The 17756-nt window shown below is 73.7% G+C and carries 14 protein-coding genes; 3 read left to right on the top strand and 11 right to left on the bottom strand.

Annotation, left to right across the window (positions count from 1 at the left end; genetic code table 11):
* Window positions 1-84: 84 nt before the first annotated feature.
* The gene (locus IOD16_RS00070; protein ID WP_201438415.1) at window positions 85-960 is read right to left on the bottom strand and encodes a helix-turn-helix domain-containing protein; all 876 of its coding nucleotides are present in this window, start codon (window positions 958-960) and stop codon (window positions 85-87) included.
* Between the two features lie 213 nt (window positions 961-1173).
* Between IOD16_RS00070 and IOD16_RS00065 the strand changes: the two genes are divergently transcribed.
* Entirely contained in the window at window positions 1174-2007 is an 834-nt protein-coding gene (locus IOD16_RS00065; protein ID WP_201438414.1) for an SAM-dependent methyltransferase, read from the top strand.
* Window positions 2008-2071: 64 nt separating this feature from the next.
* Here IOD16_RS00065 and IOD16_RS00060 read toward each other — a convergent pair whose 3' ends face one another.
* From IOD16_RS00060 to IOD16_RS00035, 6 genes are all read right to left on the bottom strand, one after another.
* Complete coding sequence (locus IOD16_RS00060) at window positions 2072-3022, bottom strand: alpha/beta fold hydrolase (protein WP_442978084.1); 951 nt, start codon at window positions 3020-3022, stop codon at window positions 2072-2074.
* Window positions 3019-3732 (bottom strand): SRPBCC family protein, encoded by a 714-nt coding sequence (locus IOD16_RS00055; RefSeq protein WP_201438413.1) that lies wholly within the window; start codon window positions 3730-3732, stop codon window positions 3019-3021. Before IOD16_RS00055 ends, IOD16_RS00060 begins: the two co-directional genes overlap by 4 nt.
* Before the next feature lie 2 nt (window positions 3733-3734).
* Complete coding sequence (locus IOD16_RS00050; RefSeq protein ID WP_201438412.1) at window positions 3735-4319, bottom strand: ArsR/SmtB family transcription factor; 585 nt, start codon at window positions 4317-4319, stop codon at window positions 3735-3737.
* A gap of 131 nt (window positions 4320-4450) precedes the next feature.
* Complete coding sequence (locus IOD16_RS00045) at window positions 4451-5002, bottom strand: methylated-DNA--[protein]-cysteine S-methyltransferase (protein WP_201438411.1); 552 nt, start codon at window positions 5000-5002, stop codon at window positions 4451-4453.
* Between the two features lie 14 nt (window positions 5003-5016).
* Complete coding sequence (locus tag IOD16_RS00040; protein WP_201438410.1) at window positions 5017-6474, bottom strand: DNA-3-methyladenine glycosylase 2 family protein; 1458 nt, start codon at window positions 6472-6474, stop codon at window positions 5017-5019.
* A 137-nt stretch (window positions 6475-6611) separates the two neighbouring features.
* Complete coding sequence (locus IOD16_RS00035) at window positions 6612-6797, bottom strand: hypothetical protein (RefSeq protein ID WP_201438409.1); 186 nt, start codon at window positions 6795-6797, stop codon at window positions 6612-6614.
* Window positions 6798-7126: 329 nt separating this feature from the next.
* Between IOD16_RS00035 and IOD16_RS00030 the strand changes: the two genes are divergently transcribed.
* A complete protein-coding gene (locus IOD16_RS00030) occupies window positions 7127-11149 on the top strand; it encodes an nSTAND1 domain-containing NTPase (RefSeq protein WP_236594654.1) in 4023 nt (1340 codons plus the stop codon).
* 241 nt (window positions 11150-11390) lie between these two features.
* The gene (locus IOD16_RS00025) at window positions 11391-11864 is read left to right on the top strand and encodes a DUF2165 domain-containing protein (protein WP_236594653.1); all 474 of its coding nucleotides are present in this window, start codon (window positions 11391-11393) and stop codon (window positions 11862-11864) included.
* Between the two features lie 65 nt (window positions 11865-11929).
* Here the strand turns inward: IOD16_RS00025 and IOD16_RS00020 are convergent, their stop codons facing one another.
* The 4 genes from IOD16_RS00020 to IOD16_RS00005 all read right to left on the bottom strand — a co-directional run bounded on the left by IOD16_RS00020 (window position 11930) and on the right by IOD16_RS00005 (window position 17756).
* Complete coding sequence (locus IOD16_RS00020; protein ID WP_236594652.1) at window positions 11930-13378, bottom strand: carboxylesterase/lipase family protein; 1449 nt, start codon at window positions 13376-13378, stop codon at window positions 11930-11932.
* Window positions 13379-13454: 76 nt separating this feature from the next.
* Window positions 13455-14030 carry a TetR/AcrR family transcriptional regulator gene (locus tag IOD16_RS00015; protein WP_201438406.1) on the bottom strand — a complete coding sequence of 192 codons (576 nt, stop codon included), beginning with the start codon at window positions 14028-14030 and terminating at the stop codon, window positions 13455-13457.
* Between the two features lie 67 nt (window positions 14031-14097).
* A complete protein-coding gene (locus IOD16_RS00010) occupies window positions 14098-16494 on the bottom strand; it encodes a helix-turn-helix transcriptional regulator (protein WP_201438405.1) in 2397 nt (798 codons plus the stop codon).
* Window positions 16491-17756, bottom strand: coding sequence for an Hsp70 family protein (locus IOD16_RS00005; protein WP_201438404.1), 1266 nt, complete (start codon window positions 17754-17756; stop codon window positions 16491-16493). Before IOD16_RS00005 ends, IOD16_RS00010 begins: the two co-directional genes overlap by 4 nt.

The raw sequence follows: 17756 nt of genomic DNA, 5'->3' as shown, positions 1-17756 counted from the left end.
TGTGCACGGACGGTAGCACCGGCCGGTGCACGGGTAAATGCACGTGCAGATGCGGAGCGTGAATCCCACCCGGTCGGACGACAGCTACAGCTCAGCCCGCCGTTTTGCGAGCATCTGCCGGCTCCGGTCCGGTGTCTCGGCGTCCACCGTGAGCCGGTCGAAGACCCGGCTGTAGATCTCCAGCTCTTCGAGTTTGTCCAGGTAGAGGGCACCGGCGAGGTGTTCGAGGTACACGATGTCCGGCAGGTCGGGCTCGCCGAACCGGAGCATCGCGAAGGGGCCCTTCGCCGCGTAACCGGCCCACGGGAACGGCACGATCTGCAGGGTGACCGGCCCGTCCTTGGTCACGCTGAGCAAGTGGTCGAGCTGGTTGATCAGGACCTCGCGCCCGCCGATCGCCCGGTAGAGCACCGACTCGTCGACCACGGCCCACACCCTCGGGGCGCCCGGCCGGGCCAGGATGCGCTGCCGCTGCATCCGCAGCGACACCCGCCGCCGCACCTCCGGCGTCACCAGCTCCGGTCTGCCGTGGCTCGCGATGGCCGTCGCGTAAGCCTCGGTCTGCAGCAGGCCGGGCACGAACTGGGTCTCGTAGATCAGGATGCGCGCCGCCGCCTCCTCCAGGCCCACGTAGTCGTGGAACCAGTCGGGCATCAGGTCGGTGAAGCGGTGCCACCAGCCCGGGGAGTTGGACCGGCGGACCATGTCGAGGAACTTCGTTCGCTCGTCCGGGTCGTTCACCCCGTACATGGTCAGCAGGTCGTTCACGTCGCGTTCCTTCAGGCCGACGCGCCCGAGCTCCATCCGGCTGATCTTCGACTCGGAGCCGCGGATGGCGTAGCCCGCGTCCGCCCGGCTGATCTCCGCGGCTTCGCGCAGCCGGCGCAGCTGGGCGCCGAGCACGATGCGCAGCGCGGTCGGCCCGCTCTCCCGCTCCGGCGTGGACTCGCCAGTCGCCATCGCCGTTCCTCCCGCCCGTCGTGACCGTCCCACCCGAACAGCGGTTGCGCCCGAGGAGGGCCGACTCGCATCGTCACTGAACGTACACCCATGATCTTGCCCGGTCAGATGCACGAGGCTCACTCACGCGTTGGGCCCATACCCTTACGCTGACCGGACTGTGACGCGGTGCACACAACATCACTCCCATCCCCGTAATGCGAGGTCACACAAATGCCGGGATCGTCCTCGGACGCCGCCGCCCCCGTCTACATCGACACCACCAAGGCCAGCATCGCCAGGGTCTACGACGCGTTCCTCAACGGCAAGGACAACTACGAGATCGACCGCGAGGTGCTGCGTCGCGTGCAGCAGATCGCGCCCGAGGCGGCCACCCTCGCGGTGGACAACCGCGGCTTCCTGATCCGCGCCACCCGGTTCGTCGCGAGCCAGACGGGCATCACCCAGTTCCTCGACTGCGGGTCCGGGTTGCCCACCGCGGAGAACACCCACCAAGTGGCCCAGCGGATCAACCCGGATGCCCGAGTCGTCTACGTCGACAACGACCCGGTGGTGCTGGCCCACGGCCGCGCGCTGCTGGAGGAGAACGACCAGACGCACTTCTCCGCCGCCGACATCTTCAAGCCGCGCGACATCCTCAACGACGAGGTCGTGCGCAAGCACATCGACTTCACCGAGCCGGTGGCGCTGTTCCAGATGGGCACGCTGCACCACTACAACGGCGACTCGCCCTCGTCGGCCGAGATCATGGCCGAGTACATCGAGGCCCTGCCGTCCGGCTCGTACGTGGCGATCTCGCACTTCCTCGACCCGGAGACCGAGGAGCACTCCGCCATCGCGCGGCGCATGGAGGAGACGTTCCTGCACTCGCCGATGGGCAGCGGCCGGTTCATCACCAGGCGCGAGATGCACGAGCTGTTCCACGGTCTGGAGCTGGTCGAGCCGGGGCTGGTCATCTGCGCGGACTGGTGGCCGGACGGCCCGCGGCTCAAGGAGCTCGACTCGGTGAGCTACTGCATCGCGGGCGCGGTGGCGCGCAAGCCCTGAAGCCGTCGCGCGCGACGGTGGTGGACGGGGGAAACCCCCGCCCACCACCAGGTTTCGCGCGTCCTCAGCGGGTGAAGAAGTCCACCAGGACCGGGACCGTCGCCTTGGGCTTGACCATGTGGGTCTGCCCGGGCAGGACGGTCAGCTCGCCGTGCGGCAGGGCCGACGCCAGGTGCCGCTGCGCGTTGCGCAGGTACTCCGGGCTCTTCCCGCCGGCGATCACCAGGGCGGGCGCCTTCGCGCCGGACCACCGGTCGGCGGGCGGCGGCGTGCCCCGCTGGAACTCGCCGACCAGCGCGAAGTCGTTCGGCAACGTGTGCGCGACGCTCTTGAGCTTCCGCCACGGCGGCAGGACCTGGAGCACGGCGACGAAGAAGCCCGGGGTGCCGACGTACCGCATGAACAGCTTGACCGCGTCACCGCGGCGCCCCTCCGCGAGCGCCCGTGCCACGCGGGCCGGCAGGTCCCCGTCCATCGGCGCGCGCGTGCCGTCCACGATCATCGGCGACTCGTAGATCGCGATCCGCTCGGCGGCGACGCCCCGGTGCGCGGCCTCGGCGACCAGCGTGCCGCCCGAGGACATGCCGAACAGGCGCGCCGACCCGCCCGCCTCCTCGATCAGCGCGGCGATGTCCTCGACCTCGCGCTCGACGTCGGGCGGCGCGGCGCCGCCGCCGCTCCCGCCCCGGCCGCGCCGGTCGTAGGTGTAGACGGTGAAGTGCCCGGCCAGCGCCTCGGCCAGCGCCGTCGCGGGACCGAAGGCCCGGTGGCACAGCGCGCCGTCCACGATGATCAACGCCGGTCCGGACCCGATGCGCGTGTAGGCGATCGCGGTGCCGTCCTCGGAAACGACCTGTCCCATGATGTGCCCGTTCTCTCGGATCTCGGAGCGCGGCTTCGCCGCGACGGCGGACGCCCACCCGGCGACAGCGCCGCCCAGCGGGACCGTGCCCGACGCGCTCGTCGGCGGCCCGGTGGTGTCGGCGCGGGCGACCCCGTGCCGCGGGGTCGTCACGCCAGGTCCCCCATCCAGACCGACCAGGTCCGCTCGTCGCGGTGGTCGTCGGCGAACACGTGGTGCATGGCGATCAGCGCGCCGGGAAGTCCTTGGAAGAAGCGGTACATCGCGTGCTCCGTGCGGATGCCGACGGTCTGGGCGTTGGCGAAGTAGACGACGCCGCCGTCCAGGTCGACGCGGTCACCGGTCCTCGGCGCGCCGTCGAGGCCGAGCTCGCGCCCCAGGGCCACCCACACGGCGGGCCAGTCGGCGATGGGCGGCCCGACGACCGTGAGGGGCCGGGCGGCGCGGCCGGCGAAGTGGCGCAGGTAGGTGACGAGGGTCTGCCAGAACATCTCGCCGCCCGCCGTCATGGCCTCGAACTCGTCCTCCCAGTCGTCGCCGGGCAGGAAACCGGAGGCGACCATGCGCAGGACCGTGCTGCCCTGGTCGCGGGCCTCGACCAGGAACTCGTAGGCCACGAACCGGCCGTCGGGCGCCTTGTCGCCGCCGTAGGCCAGGTGCCTGCCCGGTTCCCAGGCGGTGATCCGGTGGGTCGGCTCGTAGCCGCCGAAGCAGACCTGCCGGACCGCGGCGCCGGGGTCGACCTCGTTGGCGCCCATGAACCAGGAGTCCAGGCCGGGGCCGGTGGCGATGGCCTCCCAGACCTGCTCCGGCGTCACCCCGGCCAGCTCGACCTCGTTGACGCCTTCGAACGCGTGACCCATCGTCATTCCTTCGGGATGCTGGGGTGGACGGCGACGACGACGCGGTGCGCGCGTCCGCCGGGCGCCGCTTCGTCGTGGTACTGGGCGACCAGGGCCGTGACGGCGGAGGCCAGCTCCTCGGCGAACGCCGCGCGGTCGGCGGCGGTGGCGAAGCGGATCTCGCCGTCCAGCGCGAAGGTCGCGACCTTCTTGTCCGCCTTGGCCGCGCCGGTGAGCAGGTTGCCGACGTCGCGGACCAGCCGTGCGGCGACGGCCAGGAGCCAGCGGGCCGACAGGCGGTCGGGCGCGCGTTCCGGGTCGGGTTGGACGGCGGCGAGCGCCGTGGGCGAGATGACGTAGGACGCGGCGGTGGCGCGCATGACCCGTTCGGTCATGTTGCCCTTGCGGCGTTCCTCGGCCAGCTCCACCAGCCCGTGCTGCTCCAGGGTGCGCAGGTGGTAGTTGACCTTCTGCCGGGGCAGGCCGACCTTGGCCGCCAGCGTGGTCGCCGAGTTCGGCTCGGCCAGCTCGGCCAACAACCTCGCCCGCACCGGGTCCAACGAGACCTCGGCCGTCGCCGGGTCCTCGATCACTGCCACGTCAAGCATGGGAGAACCCTCCCACCGACAACTTCCCCTGTCAAGACAAAAAACCTTGTCGGCTCGACAATCCAACCACTCGCGCGTGTCCTACGTTCGCGTCACGCGTGTCCTACGTTCAGAACACCCGAGTTGAACGCTCAGAACAGGAACAGGTTGTGCTGAGCGTTCAACTCGGGGTCCCGGAACGTAGGACACGCGCGTTCGGAACGTAGGACACGCGGGTTGGCGAGTTCGTGGGTGAGGAGGTGGCGCTTGCGCGGCAGGCCGCCGCCGTAGCCGGTCAGGTCGCCGTTCGCGCCCACGACGCGGTGGCACGGCACGACGATGCCGATCGGGTTGCGGCCGTTGGCCAGGCCGACCGCCCGCGCGGCCGACGGCCGGCCCAGCCGCTGCGCCAGCTCCCCGTACGTCACGGTCTCGCCGTACGGGATCTCGACCAGCGCCCGCCACACGGTCCGCTGGAACGGCGTCCCGATCAGGTCCAGCGGCAGGTCGAACGCGGTGCGCGCGCCGTCGAAGTACTCGGCCAGCTGCACGATCACGTCGCCGAACGGGGAAGCGTCCTCGGGACCGAACGCGTCGTCCGCCGGCCGGTGCCGCTGGTCGGTCATGTACAGCCCGGACAGCACGCCGTCGTGCGCGACCAGCGTGAGCGGTCCGACGGGGCTGTCGACGGTGGTGTGGCTCATCGGGCGGGGTCCTTTCAGGCGGGCAGCCGGTTGACCGCGTGGTCACCGGTGGCCCAGAGGTGCTGGACGGCGTAGGCGCGCCAGGGGCGCCACGCCCGGGCTCGCCGCACGAGGGCGGCGGGTGTGCCGGGCAGGCCGAGGGCCCGGGCGGCGGCGCGGACGCCCAGGTCCGTCGGGATGAACGCGTCCGGGTCGCCGAGGGCCCGCATGGCGATCACCTCGACCGTCCACGGCCCGAACCCGGGCAGCGCCAGCAGGTCGGCCCGCGCCTTGTCCCAGTCCGCGCCGACGCCGAGGTCGAGCGAGCCGTCGGCCAACGCCTCCACCAACGCGCGGAACGCGGTCTTGCGGGCCTGCGGCATGGCCAGCGCGGCGGGGTCCAGCGCCGCCAGCGCCGACGGCGTCGGGAACAGGTGGGTCAGCCCGCCGTCCGCGATCGGCTCGCCCGCCGCGCGCACCAGCCGACCGGCGTGCGTGCGTGCGGCGGCCGTGGACACCTGCTGCCCGAGCACGGCCCGCACCGCGAACTCGGCGGCGTCCACGGTGCCCGGCACGCGTCGTCCCGGGGCCGCGTCGACCAGGGGCGCGAGCAGCGGGTCGGCGCGCAGCTGCTCGTCCACCGCGACCGGGTCGGCGTCGAGGTCGAGCAGCCGGCGGCAGCGGGCGATGGCGATCGACAGGTCGCGCAGGTCGCTCAACGCCAGCCCGCACGCCACGTGGTCGTCCTGCGGCGTCAACGACACCACGCCGTGCCCGCGGGGCAGCCGCAGCGTCCGCCGGTAGGCGCCGTCACGCCATTCCTCCACCCCCGGCACGCCGGTCGCGGCGAGGTGGCCGAACAGGTTGTCCGGTCGCAGCGGCGCGCGGAACGGCAGCCGCAGCGACAGCACGCCCGGTGTGTTCGGCGCGGGACGGCGGCGCAGGCGCAGGTCGGTCGGCGACAGCGCGAACACCTCGCGCACCGTCTCGTTGAACGCCCGGACGCTGGCGAACCCGGCCGCGAGCGCGACCTCCGCCATGGGCAGCGCGGTCGTCTCGATGAGCAGCCGGGCGGTCTGCGCGCGTTGCGCCCTGGCCAACGCCAGCGGTCCCGCGCCCAGTTCGGCCAGCAGCAGCCGTTCGACCTGCCGCACGCTGTAGCCGAGGCGGACGGCGAGGCCGGGCACGCCGTCCCGGTCCACCACGCCGTCGGCGATCAGCCGCATCGCCTTCGCCACCGAGTCGGCGCGGTGGTTCCACAGCGGCGATCCGGGCGACGCGTCGGGCCGGCACCTCTTGCACGCCCGGAATCCCGCTTGTTGCGCCGCCGCCGCACTCGGGTAGAACCGCATGTTCCCGACCTTGGGCGGCGCCACCGGACAACTCGGTCGACAATAGATCCGGGTGGTCAGGACCGCGGTGAAGAACCACCCGTCGAACCGGGCGTCTTTCGACCGCACGGCTCGGGCACACCGTTCCGCGTCTTCGTGCACGACACCAGCATCGGTCAACGCGGGGGCCCGTGGCCGGCGGAAATGCGACATGGCGGAAAACGTCGTCGGACCGGTCGCGCCGCACCGCGCTGTGCGGCGCTCCCGGAGGGCGACGGCGCCCTGCGGCCGGACACCGACTAGTTGTGCGCCGGGGCGGCGAGCCGGGCCAGGAGGTCCAGTCCCACCTCGGCCCGGTCGCGACCGTGCGCGTCGAGCACCGTCCTCAGGATCGGGCAGACCCGTGCTTCACCGGGGATGCCCCGGTCCTCACGGGCCGTGACCGGTGGACGGGTGGTCCGCACCGGGTCAACTCCGGTCTGCATGGCAGGTCGCCGCACCGTTCCACCGACCTGGTCGGTTCGGTGCCCATCGCTGAGAAGACCCCCAGGACCCCTCAGCGAAGAACGAGCTGCCACTCGCGGTAGTTGCCTGCGAAACCACTTTGACCGGTCCCTTCGCACAACTTGTCGACGTCACCGGAACGTCCCGGTCAGCTTGTCAGCGCAAGTCGTTAGGGTGGACGGAGAAGGTCACCACCGGTCGACAAACGACCAGTTCACGCGCTCACACCCGGTTTTCCGGTCCGGACGCCGGACCTCTAGGAGGCACGCCGCGGATGGCTGGTTCCGGTCAGGGGTCAGGTCCCCGTGCCGTGTTCGCGGAGCGCTTCGCCCTGCTCTACGCGGAGGCGGGCGATCCGCCTCTGAAGAAGGTGACCGAGTCGGTCGGCCGCGCGAGGCGCCTCGACGAGCGCGGGCGACCGGTCCGGGCGACCGCGCAACGGGTCAGCGACTGGCGTCGGGGCCGCAACGTGCCCGCCCGGTTCTCGGCACTCTCGGTAGTACTTGAAATTTTGATCGGTGAGGCCAGGAAGTCGCGGCCGCAGCCGCCGGTGGCCGGGCTGTACGACCTGGACGCGTGGCGTGCGCTGTGGGAGGAGGCGCTGGCCAGCCCGGTCTCGGCGGCCGACGACGAGGACCCGCCGAGCTCCGGCGAAATCGGCGTGTGCCCTTATCGGGGATTGGCCGCGTTCCAACCCGAGGATTCCGGTTGGTTCTTCGGCCGGGAACGCAGCACGGCCGCTCTGGTGGCCCGGCTCGGCACCGCTGCGGATACCGGCGGAATCGTGATGCTGGTCGGCGCCTCGGGTGCCGGTAAATCATCTCTGGTGCGGGCCGGGGTCATTCCTTCCATTCGTGACGGGGCATTGGGGATCACCGGTTCGACGGAGTGGCCGGCGGTTGTCGTCACGCCCGGTGCGGACCCGGTGAAGGAATTGGTCCGGCAAGTCCCGGAATTGGCCGACATCATGGACATGGCGCTTTCCCTGGACGGGATGGACCAGGACCCGGTGGCCTCCGGGCACGGCCCGGACACGTTCCTCGGGCAGGCGCTGATGGGTGTGCCGCGGTTCGCCGGGCAGATCCGGGCGGCGTTCGCGGCGTACGCGGCGCGGCACGGCGGCGACCGGGTGGTGGTCGTGGTCGACCAGTTCGAGGAGGCGTTCACGCTGTCCTCGGACGAGAACCGGGTGCAGGTGTTCGTGCAGGCGCTGAACGTGGCCTGCACGCCCGCGGTGCCCGGCGGCACGCCGCCCGCGCTGGTGCTGGTCGGCGTGCGGGCCGACTTCTACGGCCGCTGCCTGGCGTTCCCGGAGCTGGCCGACGCGTTGCAGGACCGGCAGATGGTGCTCGGCCCGATGACGTCGGCGGAGCTGCGGGAGGCGGTGTCGCGGCCCGCGAAGGCGGCGGGCCTGCAGCTGGAGCCGGGGCTGATCGAGCTGATGCTGCGCGACCTGGGCGTGCGCAGCGGGCGGGTGCAGGCGCGGGCGGGTCAGGGCGCGTACGACGCGGGCGCGTTGCCGCTGCTGTCGCACGCCCTGCTGGCCACCTGGCAGCGCCGGGCCGCGGGCAAGCTGACCATCGCGGGCTACCGCTCGGCGGGCGGCATCCAGGGCGCGGTCGCGGCGACCGCGGAACGGGCGTGGGCCGACCTCGCGCCGGAGGCGCAGCAGGCCGCGCGGCCGTTGCTGCTGCGGTTGGTGCGCGTCGGCGAGGACACCCAGGACACCCGCCGCCGCTCCACCCGGCACGAGCTGGTCGACCAGGCCTCGAACCGGGCCGCGGGCGAGGAGGCGCTGGAGGTGCTGGCGCGGGCCCGGCTGGTCACCCTCGACGCGGGCTCGGTGGAGATCACGCACGAGGCGCTGCTGCAGGCGTGGCCGCGGCTGCGCAGCTGGATCGACCAGGACCGGGAGGGCCAGCTGCTGCGGCAGCGGCTGGAGGAGGACGCGGCGACGTGGGCGGGCCAGGACCGCGACTCGTCGCTGCTCTACCGGGGCGCGCGGTTGGAGACCGCGCGGCACTGGGCGGACGCGGCGGGCCCGGAAGGGCTGACCGGCACCGCCCAGGACTTCCTCGCGGTGTCCACGCAGTACCGCAGGCGCGCGGCGTGGGGCAGGCGGGCGGCGGTGGCGTGCGTGGTCGTGCTGGCGCTCATCGCCGCGACCGCCGCCGTGCTGGCCGTGCGGCAGCGCGACGACGCGGTGTTCCGGCAGGTGGTGGCCGAGGCGGACCGGTTGCAGGAGTCCGACCCGTCGATGTCGGCGCAGCTGGCCCTGGTCGCGCACCGGATGCGGCCCGACGACCGGGAGGTGCGGACCCGGCTGCTGGCCACGCAGGCCACGCCGCTGGCGGTGCCGCTGGTCGGGCACACCGGTCCCGTCTACCTCACGTCGTACTCCCCCGACAGCAGGTTCCTGGCCAGCGCGAGCTTCGACCAGACCGTGCGGCTGTGGGACCTGCGCGACCGGGACCACCCCAAGCAGCTCGGCTCGCCGCTGCCCGGGCACCGCAGCTGGGTCACCTCGGCGGTGTTCAGCCCCGACGGCCGGACGCTGGCCACCGCGGGCGACGACGCCACCGTGCGGCTGTGGGACGTCACCGACCCGGAACGCCCGCGCTCGCTCGGCGAGCCGTTGCGCGGCGAGAACGGCACCGTCTACCTGCTGGCGTTCACGCCGGACTCCCGGACGCTGGTCACCGCCAACGGCGACCACACGGCGCGGCTGTGGGACGTGACGGACCCGGCCGGGCCCCGGCGGCTGGGCGAGCCGCTCGGCGGGCACACCGGGCAGGTGCGCTCGATCGCGGTCAGCTCGGACGGCGCGCTGCTGGCCACCGGGGGCGACGACCGGACCGTGGTGGTGTTCGACGTGCGCGACCCCGCCGGGCCGAAGCAGGTGGGCGAGCCGATCACCGGGTTCGAGAACACCGTGCACTCGCTGGCGTTCAGCCCGGGCAGCCGCCTGCTGGCGGGCGGCAGCGAGGACCACAGCGTCCGGCTGTTCGACCTGGCGGACCCGGCGGCGCCGCGACCGGTCGGCCGGCCGCTGACCGATCACGCCGAGGGCGTGTGGTCGGTGGCGTTCAGCCCGAGCGGCCGGGTCCTCGCGGCGGCCGGCGCCGACGGCACCACCCGGCTGTGGAACATCACCGACCCGGCGCACCCCATCGCCCTCGGCCGGCCGCTGACGGGCCGCAACGGCATCGTGTACGCGGTGTCGTTCAGCCCGGACGGCCGCACCCTGGCCACCGGCAGCCAGGACTCCGCGGTGCGGCTGTGGGACCTGCCGCCCGGCGTGCTCGTCGGGCACTCGGCGCGCACCATCGGCCCCCGCTTCACCCCGGACGACCACCACCTGGTGTCGGCGGCCGAGGACGAGACGATCCGGGTGTGGGACATCGGCGGCCCGGACGCGCCGAAGTCGACCGCCGTGCTCTCGCACGGCTCGGGGGTGTGGTCGCTGGCGTTGAGCGGCGACGGCCGCACGCTGGCCAGCGTGAGCGACAAGACGGTGCGGCTGTGGGACCTCGCCGACCCGCACGAACCCCGGCCGCTCGGCGAGCCGATCGAGGTGGGCACCCGCTACAGCTCGCCGGTGGCGTTCCGGGCCGACGGCGAGGTCCTGGTCACCGGTTTCGACGACAACTCCGTGCAGCTGTGGGACATCCGCGACCGCGAGCGGCCGAAGCCGCTGGGCCTGCCGCTCGTCGGCCACACCGCGTACGTGCACTACGTCGGGTTCACCCCGGACGGGAGGACGCTGGTCACGGCCAGCGCGGACAAGACCGTGCGGCTGTGGAACGTGACCGACCCGGCCGCCGCCCAGCCGATCGGCCTGCCGCTGACCGGGCACGACAGCGCGGTGCGCGCGGGTGACATCAGCCCCGACGGCCGGACCCTGGCCACCGCGGGCGACGACCGGACGATCCGGCTGTGGGACCTGACCGTGCCGAACCGGGCCAAGCCGATCGGCGTGCCGCTGACCGGTCACGTGGAGGCGGCGGTGACGGTGGCGTTCAGCCCGGACGGGCGGACGCTGGCCAGCGGCAGCGAGGACCGCACGATCCGGCTGTGGGACGTGCACGACCTCCAGCGCCCCACCCCCGCCTCGCAGGTGCTGACCGGGCACGACGGCGGGTTGCGCGAGGTCGCGTTCAGCCCGGACGGCCGCCGGCTGGCGTCCACCAGCTCCGACAGCACGGTCCGGGTGTGGGACCTCGACCTGCAGCACGTGATCGGGCGGATCTGCCTCAGGACCAAGGGCGTGCTGCCCATGGAGCGGTGGGACGAGCACCTGCAGCAGCTGGACTACGAGCCGCCCTGCCCCTGACCCCCGCCCGGCCCTCGACCCCCGCCCGACCACCCCCGAACCTCCGAGTGGTCCAGACCGCATCCGGGTGCGACCGGCCGGGTGGCGCGCCACCCCGTGCCCGACCACCCCCGCCGACCTGCGGTTCGAGGTGACGTCGGAGCCGGTCCGGGCCGGGCGCGGGCCGGTGGAGGTGAAAACCGCTCATGGACTTCCGGTCGATCGTGACTACGTTCTACAGATCATGCGTTTACTTGCCAGGGTGGGGAGCCTGAAGGCGGCGGTCACGGCGCTGACCGGCATCACCGCGCTCTACATGGCTCTCGTCGCGTTCGGGAACATCACCGACTACGAGACCAACCACGCGTTCGTCCAGCACGTGTTCGCGATGGACACCACGTTCGGCTCGCCCAACACGTCGTGGCGCGCGATCACGAGTCCGGCCGTGGTGACCGCGGCCTACGTGCTGATCATCATCTGGGAGGCGGTCACCGCGCTGGTGCTGCTGGCCGGCCTGGTCGCCTGGCTGCGCCGCCGCGAGGAGGTGGCGCGCCGGCTGTCGTCCGCGGGCTGGGTGATGCAGGCGCTGCTGTTCGGCGGCGGTTTCATCGCGATCGGCGGCGAGTGGTTCCTCATGTGGCAGTCGAAGGACTGGAACGGGTTGTCGGCCGCGTTCCAGAACTTCGTGGTCGCCGCGCTCGGCCTCATCCTGCTGCACGCGGGCAGGCGTGACTGACCGGCTCCGGCCACCCCGGACCGGGGGCCGCCGCCCCTCCTGACGGCCCCCGGTCCGGTGTCCCCCTACTCGTTCCCCCAGAAGTCCAGCCGGTGCTCCGCCCGGTAGTCCACGCCCCTGATCGCGCCCGGCGCGAGCGACTGCACGTGCCGCCCCGAGGTGAACGCGGGCCAGTGCGGCAGGCCGTTCGCGCCGTCGCCGTTCGGGTCGCCGGTGCGGGCGAAGTCGGTCCAGTAGCGGATCATCGCGTCCGACAGCTCGCGCTGCCCGCCGGTCGGCTCCCCGTCCGGGAACAGGTAGCCGATGTCGGTGCTGTGGCTCGCGCCGTGCTCGGAGGCCGCCGGGTCGGCGAACTCGAACGCGAACGTCGGCGTGTGCGCGGACAGCAGCTCGTGCTGCCGCAACGTCGGCCGGGCCCACACCCGGTCGGTCAGCACCGCCGCCCACGCCCGGCTCGGGCTCTCGAACGCGCTCAGCGGGTACTCCCGCCCGACCTCGGCCGCGCGGTCGCCGAACGCCGCCGCGAGCAGGCGCGGGTAGTCCTCGGCGGTGACGGGACCGCGGAAGACGTCCACGATCCCCCGGTGCTCGTGCCGCGTGTTGCCGGCCAGCACGGGCACCTCCGCGACCCGGCCGGCCGGGAACGCCTCGGCCGGCAGCTCCGGCAGGTCCGCGTTGCCGAAGCCGAAGGGCTGGAAGATGTTCATCACCCGGGGGTGCTCCAGCAGCTCCTGCGCGGGCAGGCCGCGCAGGCACCCGACGTCCGCGCAGCCGAGCTCGGCGGCGACCTCCTGGCCGACGCCCTCGATCTCGGCCGTGTCCCGCCAGGCGAGCCACGGCAGCGCGCCCAGGCCCGGGTACCACGCCTCGGCCGGCAGGTCGACCAGCGCGAAGCCGCTGTGCATGATCGCCTTGTGGAACAGGCCGCGTGACCGCGGCGAGATCAGGTGCGCCGCGGTGGCCGACGCGCCGTAGGAGACGCCGAACAGCGTGACGTTGCCCGGGTCGCCGCCGAAGCTCGCGACGTTGCGCCGCACCCACTCCAGCACGGCGCGCTGGTCCTGCAGGCCGAACGTGCCCGAGCCGGCCAGCCCCGGCAGGCCGAAGCCGCCGAACACGCCGAGGCGGTAGTTGAACGTCACGACGACCACGTCGCCCTTGGTGGCCAACGCGCCGGCGTCGAAGTGGTGGCCCGCGCCGATCGCGCCGTCGCCGTGCACCCAGACCATCACCGGCCGGCGGCCCGTGGTGGCCGGCGTGGTGACGTTGAGGAACAGGCAGTCCTCGTCGGTCGCCTGGGTGTCCGAGTAGGACGAGCCGACCTGCGGGCACGGGTTGCCCGGCCTGGTCGCGTCCCTGGTCCCGGTCCAGTCCGCCGCCGGGTGCGGCGACTGCCAACGCAGCGCGTCCTTCGGCGGCGCCGCGTACGGGATGCCTTGGAAGACGGTGTGGTCGGCGTGCGCGACGCCGCGCACCTCGCCGTTCTCCACCCGCACGGTGTCGCGTCGTGCCATGTCGTTCCCCCCGCATGCCGTCACGATCAGGGCGGTTGCCGCCGTGACCAGTGCCCACGTCCCCCGACGCATGGGTTCACCCCCTCGTGGTGACGAGCTCCACCGCGGTGACGAGCTCGCGTTCGCAGAGGTCGAGGTCGACCTCCGGGTGGTCGGCCGCCCTGGCCAGCACCCCGTTGCGCAGGGCCAGGACGAAGATCGCCACGGTGTCCGCGTCGAACCCGCGGAACTCGCCGCGCCGCTGCCCCTCGCGGAGCAGGTCGGCCATCTTGCGGTGGTCGTCGTCCCCGGTGTCGGCTGTGGACACGTGCGGGCGGACCTGCGTCAACGCCACCATGTGCGCCCGGTGGGCGCGCATGAACCGCAGGTTGGCGCCCAGGAACGCCCGCAGCTCGCCGGCGGCGGTGGCGCTGTGGTCCATCCGCTCCAGCACGAACGCGGTGAACCTCCGCCTGACCTCGGCGTAGACCTCGTCCACCAGCTCCTGCTTGCCCTTGAAGTGGTACGAGATCAGGCCGGTGCTGCTCAGCCCGGCGCGGGTGGCGATCTGCCGGAACGAGGTCGCCCCGTACCCGAGCTCGGCCAGCACCTCGATCGCCGCGGCGACGATCTGCGCCCGCCGTGCCTGCTCGGTCACGGACTTTGCTCGCATGAGCAAAATTTAGCACAACTGAGCAAGACCGTGCGCCGGCGAGGGAAACCACAGGTAGGACGGGTTGTCAGCCGACGATCTGGCGCAGCTGGTCCAGCAGCTCGGCCCGGCTCGTGCAGCCCAGCCGCTGCCGGATGCGGGCCACGTGGTGCTCGACCGTCTTCGCCGAGATGAACAGCCGGTCGCCGACCTGCTTGTAGGTCAGCCCGTTGACCACCAGCTCGGCCACCTCGCGCTCGCGGTCGCTGAGCTTGCCCGCGTCGACCGCCTCCGCCGCCGGCTCGGGCTGCTTGCGCGTGGTCGCGGCCGTGCGGCCCTGGAGCAGGCGCGCGCAGTCCAGCAGCCGCACCATCGCCTGGCGGTCCGACGTCCGGATCGCGGCCTGGCCGGCGAGCCTGGCCGCGTCCCACCACTGGCCGACCGCCTGCAGGCCGCGCGCGGACTCCTCGACCTGGTCGGCGTCCACCTTGCCCGCCACCACGTCGAGCCAGCTCTCCGCCGCCGCCGACACGATCCCGGCGTAGCGGCTGCGGTCCCGGCACGCGGCCAGCGACGCGGCGTGCTCCTCGGCGACGGACGTCTCCTCGGCGATGATCGCCGCGTGCAGCGCGCTCCAGTGCAGCGGCACGGCCCACAGGCCCGGATCGCCCAAATCCCGCAACAGGTTCCGCGCGGCGGCGAGGTGCGGCGCCAGCCGGTGCTGGTCGCGCAGCCGCGCGGCGGCGGTGGCGAACTCGCCGAGCGGCAGGAACGTGAACAGGTCCACCGGGTGCCTCAGCACCGCCTCGCACGCCTGCTCCCACGTCCGCTTCAACGTCGCCAGGTCGCTGTTGCGCCGCGCGACGCCGATCTCCAGCGCCACCGCGAACAGCCAGTCGCGGGGTTCCAGCGGCCGGCCCGCCTTCCGCAGCGCCACCAGCACTTCCCTGGCCTGCGCGAGGTTGCCGCGCTGCATCGCGATCCACGCCCGCAGCAGCCGGTGCCGCACGACCATCAGCGCGCCGCCCGAGGACGTCGCCATCGCCCGGTCCAGCACCGATTCCGCGATGCCCGGCTCGCCGCTGTGCAACGCCACCAGGGCGGCCAGCGCGGCGGGCGTGTCCGGCAGCAGCACGGCGCGGCCGGCCGGTTCGAGCAGTCCCGCCGCACGCACCAAAGTGGACAGCGAGGTGGTCGCGGACGACGTCACCGACTCCACCACGCCTTGCGCCATCAGGGAAGCGCCGCCGTCGAGCATGGTCGGCGGCGCGACGGGCAGCGGCGCGGTCGGCAGCCGGCCCGTGCCCACCTGGCCGATCACCGCGAACGCCGACGACGTCGAGCTCGGCGACCAGCGGTGCAGCTCCGTGCTGCGGGCCAGCTGTCCCCGGTGCGCCAGCGCGATCGCGGCCACCTCCGCCGCCGCGCCCCGGTGCTCGGTGTCCCCGCCGGAGATCACCTGGTCCGCGAGCCGCAGCGCCGCGTCGAGGTCACCCGCCATGGCCGAGGCCACCGCCCGCCGCACGGCCACGTCGGCGCCCGCGGTGCCGATGGCGGCCAGCAGCCGGGCCGCCAGCGCCGGTTCCGCGGCCAGCGCCTCGTCGGCCGCCGCCCGGAACGCCCGCGCCATCCCCGGCCCGGCGATCCCGGTCCGGTTGTCCTCGCCGCCGACGCCGACCAGCGGCCGCACCAGGTCGAGCACCGGACCGCCGGACTCGAGCTGCAGCTCGGCCAGTCGCTGCCGGACGGCGATCCGCCGGTCGGTCCGGCTCAGCGTCGCCACCGCCAGCCGGGCGACGGGCAGCAGCGTCCCGTCGGCCGCGACGAGGCCGGTGGCCCGGCCCGCCTCGATCACGTCGCCGACCGCGTCGGCGTCGACCCCGAGCAGCCCGCCGAGCAGGTCCAGCCGCAGCGCCGCGCCCGCCTCGGCGGCCAGCAGGTACTTGCGCACGTCGGCGTCCAGCCAGTCCAGGTCGGCCCGGAAGGACGCCACCACCTCGGGCGTCACCTCCGCCGTGCCCAGCCCGGCCAGCCGCCGCACGAACCGCGGCACCCCGCCGGTCTGCTGGTGCACGAAGTCCACCAGGCCCCGCGCGGACGCGGGCAGCACCGCGCGCACCTGCTCGCGGGTGAACGGCTCCAGCATCAACGACGGCCGCGCCCGCCCCAGGGACTCGGCCAGCGCCGCCAGCGCGCGCGACCGCGGCCACGGGCGGTAGGCCACCACGACGTTCTCGTTCCCCCGTTCGACGAGCGCGCGCAGCGCCAGCAGCTCGGCGTCGGGCAGCAGGTGCGCGTCGTCCACGACCGAGGCCGACGCGCCGGCCTCCGCGAAGGCCCGGCTGATCTCCCGCAGCACGGTGGTCTTGCCGTACCCGCCGGGCGCGACGACGCCCAGCCGGAGCACCGGCCCGGAGCCGACGGCGGCCAGGACCCGCTCGACCTGCGGGGGCAACACGGGACGGGCGGTCGTGCTGGGGCTCAACGGCCATCCTCGCTGTCACGGGCGCGGCGCCCACCGGTCGGCACGAGGCCGCGGACGACGCGCTTCACGGTGCGCCGTTCCGGCAGGTCGAGCGGGGTGATGTCGACGGGCGGGCGGGGCGGCGGCGCGGTGAACTCCCCGTCCGGTGCCTCCAGGCCACCCACGGGGAACCTGAGCAGGGGGTCGTCGTCGCGCACCATGACCGAGGTGTCGGTCGGCTCGGGCTCGGCGTCGGGCCCGATCACGAGCCGGCGCGCGGCCAGCGCCGCGCCCTTCACCACCGACGTCTCGGGCGCGGCCTCCAGCACCACCCGGCCGGGCACGGACGCCGCGATCAGCGGGATGCGGGCGCTGCCGCCCACCAGCACGGTCATCTCCACGCCGGTGGCGACCCTGGCGAAGGCGGACACGGCCTGCTCCACGTCCGGCCGGATCAGGTCCTCGAACTGCGCGCGGGTGATCGGCACGTCCACCGGCCCGGACGGCAGGTGCACCGGGATCGACGTCTCCACCGTGCCCGACAGCACCCGCTTGGCCGCCTCGCAGTCGCGGCGCAGCCTGGCGAACAGGCCGCGGGTGCGGGGGTCGTCGGCGTCCAGCTCGGCCAGCGCCCGGCCGAGCGAGGTCCGCACGTGCCCGAACACCGCGTCGTCGAAGTCGACGCCGGCGGCCTGGTCGACCCCTTCGACGGCGCCGAGCAGCTCGAACCCGCGGCCGACCGCGGCCGCGGCGAACCCGTGGCTGCCGAGGCTGAACACGCCGAGCGCCCCGACCGGCGACCGGGAGTAGGCGTGGTTCTCGGCGGCCGCGACGGGCTCGGGCACCAGCGACGCCGTCACGCCGAGCGCCCGCAGCGCCCGGTGCGCGAGGCCCTTGGCGTGGGCGCCCCAGCCGGCCGGGTGCGCGAGCACGACGTGCGCGGGCCGTTCGCCTTCGCGGGCGGCCACCTGGTCGGCCACCCACATGACCATGAGCGCGGTCAGCTCCTCCGCCGGGAACCGCTCGGCCACGCCGTCCGCGCCGAGCACGACCGGGGTCGAGTCGCCGACCCGGCGGCCGAAACCGGTGGCGGTCCAGCGCGGGTCGCCCGGCTCGCCGACCGCGAACGCGCCGTCCGGCATGAGCTGCAGCGTCGACGCCACCCCGCCACCCGGACCGCCGAGGCCGACCACCTCGGGCTCGCCGCGACCGGCCCCGCCCAGCCGGCACACGGCGGCGGCGGTGCGGGTGGTGCCCACGTCGACCCCGAGGACGTATGGCAA

The sequence above is a fragment of the Saccharothrix sp. 6-C genome, assembly GCF_016695385.1.
In the GTDB taxonomy this organism is placed as follows: Bacteria; Actinomycetota; Actinomycetes; order Mycobacteriales; family Pseudonocardiaceae; genus Actinosynnema; species Actinosynnema texasense.
Note: the sequence above shows the minus strand (reverse complement) of the source record. Positions and strands in the feature narration are given on the sequence as shown.